Consider the following 3,056-nt stretch of genomic DNA (forward strand, 5'->3'; position numbering starts at 1 on the left):
CTACCGACAGAAGCGTAGTGCCCTAGACGCGGTGAGCCACGTCTACACACTATTGAAATCGCGGCATTGGCAGGTGATCGACGCGGATTTGTCCGGTTACTTCGACAGTATGTTCGGCGACAACTATTCGTTCTCTTGAGCGACAATTAGAATTCCCTTCGTAAAACTAGAGGCGTGGGGGCCTTTTTGTGGAGCGTAGCGCAGCGGAGCGGAACAAAAAGGCCCCCACGCCTCACGCCGCCTACGGCCCTCTCCCTCCATCATGCCGCTGCCTCGGGAGACTTGGCTTGCTTGGCTGCCTCCAGTCGGTAGCTGGCAATATTCAACTCCAAGATCACGCTGTGATGTACCAGACGGTCGATCGCTGCCGCCGTGGTCATTGGATCCTTGAAGATCGCCTCCCACTTGGAAAAAGGTAGGTTGCTAGTCAACATCACCGTTCCCCGCTCGTATCGCTCTGCCAAGAGCGTGAAGAGCACTTCCATCTCCTCCCGACTCTGCTGCACATAACCGATGTCATCGATCACCAAGACCTCAAAGCTCGAAAGCCGTTTCAAAACTCGGCTGAGCTTCAGATCTCGCTTGGCCACCAACAGTTCCTGCACCAGCAGGCTGCACGGTGAGAACATCACCTTGCGGCCCGAGCGGACTAACTCCTGAGAGATCGCCGATAGCAGATGCGTCTTGCCCGTGCCGGTTTTGCCGAACAACAGCAGGTTTTCACGGCGGTCCACGAACGAGCCATCCATGAGCGTTCGCACTTGCCGGGCGACTTTCGTGGGAAGCCGTCCCAAGTCGAAGCTCGCCAAGTCCTTCTCCGATGGCAATCGTGATTGACGCAACAACCGCTCCGTTCGCTTGGCCCAGCGGACCTGGCACTCCCGTTCGGCCAACTCTAGCAAGTACTGTTCGTAGCTGGCCGTCTCCTGCGTCGCCTGTCGGGCTAGCTCTTCAAAGCATTCCCGAATCGTCGGCAAGTGCAGTTCCCGCAAGTAGGCTGTCAACCGCTCGTTCACATCTCCCTTCGAATCCATCCCACACCTCCTTGTGCAAGAACAAGTCATCGAAATCCAACAGGTTCACGTCGGCGACGGTCACGTCGGTGACCGCCGGAATCTTATCTGCTCGCTGAATCAATTCCTCGACCGCCGAACGGCTCACACTCTGATCGCTTGCCAGCAGCGTTCGCAAAGCGTCATCCACCGCCGTCTCGCTCTGGCGGGCCGCCAGATACAGAATCCCCAAATATTCTTTATGACCTCGCTCCGGTTGCGCATCACGCAGGGCGTCGTAAGCCATGCGAAAACGGCTGGTCGGAAACAGGTCTGCTCGGTAGCGATAGTTCTCAAATGCCCCTGGCTTCCGCACCAGCCAGTCGATAATGTGCCGATAGTTGACGGCGTGCTTGTTCCGCCCACGCAAGCGTGGGAATCGCTCCACTTCCTGTTGGGCGTACCAAACCTCGACGTGTTCGACGTACAGCCGCACCTCAACTTTCTCGCCCACCAGCCGACTGGGAACCGAATAGGCGTTCCGGTCCACGTGGATCAGGCTACCCGAATCCACTCGCACCGGCAGCCGCTTGCAACTCTCCCGTCGTCGCTCAGGCAGGCGCCGTAAATGGGGCAACTCTTCGTCCAGCCGTTTCCGGCGGCCCGCATTCCGGCTCGCCACCAGTTCATGCAGGAATCGCTGGTAGGCCTCTCGGCAGGAAAAATCACGGCTGCCACGCAGCAACAAAGATTGCTCGACCGCCTCTTTGAACCGGCGGTGCGCTTGCTCGGCGTCGCCGTTCTCGTGCGGTTCCTCCGGCTGGATCTTTTCCATCTCCATCCCGCAGTAACTCAACAGTCCGGTGTACCGCTCAGTAAACTCCTTCTCGTTCGAGGCGTTGTTCACCGCCAGGCTCATACGATCCGTGCGGTGCCGTTGAGGTACGCCGCCCAATTCCCACACAGCGTTTTGCAGGCCTTCGCTGAGGCTTTCAAAACTCTCCGAAAAACAAATCGTCACCGACTCCCAATTCGAATACGTCAGCACCCAGTGATAGACCAGGTGGTCAAACGCCTGGCCGCCGATCGCCACGCCCAAGCTGTTCATGTGGGTGAAGTCCGAGGCGCACAACCGCCCCGGATAATGCACCTGGCCGAAGAACACTTCCTTCGCCGGCCCCGCCGTCGCTCGCCAGCGTTTCACGCCCCGCTGAAAACTGCGCAGCTGTGAGTCGTCGAACTTGCCCGGATACTTCCGCTGTAGCCACTCGAAAAGCGTCTTGGCCTCCAAGCCCGGGGCTTCTTGCAGCTGCTGGAAAACCTCCGGCCAGAACTCGACAAACGGGTCTTGCCGGGTACGCCACGTCCGCTGCGGAGCGACCTCGCTGGGTAGTTGCCCGAGTCGCCGATACTTCCTGGCCGTCTTCTCGTCCATGTTCGCCAAGTCCGCTGCCTGCTCCAACGACTTCCTCGACGCCAACGCCCGCCACAACCGCTTCACCTGACAATCCGTGACCATCACAAGTCCCCCTCCTACGGAGACTTGCGATAATCTACCGGCCCGCCGCTCACAGACCCTTCATCCGGGAATTCTAATTGTCGTCAGACCGGAAAAGTAATTGTCGCTATACAAGTGACTGAAACTGTAACAACGAACAAAGTATTCACGCAAAGGCGCTAAGGCGCAAAGGTGGGAATCCAAGAATTGCCGAAACACAGGGCCATTTTTTGAACAGAAGTAAATCGAGAGAATGGAGAGACATACTCTGTTGTCTCTGTTGCCTTCTGGAGCTATTGTCAATAGTTGTGTTCTGGGAATCTGTTAGGCGGCGTCCTGCATGATTCCGTCGATGAACTTTTTTCCTTCCAAGAGATGGATGATGTGTTGATGACCATTGAGTCGTTTCCAGTGTTTCTGAGCGGATTGAGCGAGCTTGAACATCATCACCAGGCTGGCCCGCCGGCTGCCGCTGCCCTTGGTGCGGCGATGGCGTAAACGAATCGTGGCGAAGGTGCTCTCGATGGGATTGGTTGTCCGCAGGTGCTTCCAGTGCTCGGCCGGGA

Annotated in this window: 2 protein-coding genes and 1 pseudogene; all 3 read right to left on the reverse strand. The window is 57.6% G+C overall.

Translation table 11 applies throughout. The features are described 5' to 3' along the window. Positions 1-260: 260 nt before the first annotated feature. A complete protein-coding gene (gene istB, locus Q8P46_14865) occupies positions 261-1,034 on the reverse strand; it encodes an IS21-like element helper ATPase IstB (GenBank protein ID MDP2621429.1) in 774 nt (257 codons plus the stop codon). Positions 1,035-1,038: 4 nt separating this feature from the next. Then, a pseudogene (gene istA / locus Q8P46_14870) lies at positions 1,039-2,511 on the reverse strand (IS21 family transposase). A 303-nt stretch (positions 2,512-2,814) separates the two neighbouring features. Further along, positions 2,815-3,056: IS256 family transposase (locus tag Q8P46_14875; protein ID MDP2621430.1), on the reverse strand; the 242-nt coding region annotated here is incomplete at its 5' end.

The organism is Hyphomicrobiales bacterium (assembly GCA_030688605.1).
GTDB lineage: Bacteria > Pseudomonadota > Alphaproteobacteria > Rhizobiales > NORP267 > JAUYJB01.

Coding starts and splice junctions, on each gene's coding strand:
- istB (MDP2621429.1), bottom strand. CDS start 1,034: ATGGATTCGAAGGGAGATGTGAACGAGCGGTTGACAGCCTACTTGCGG.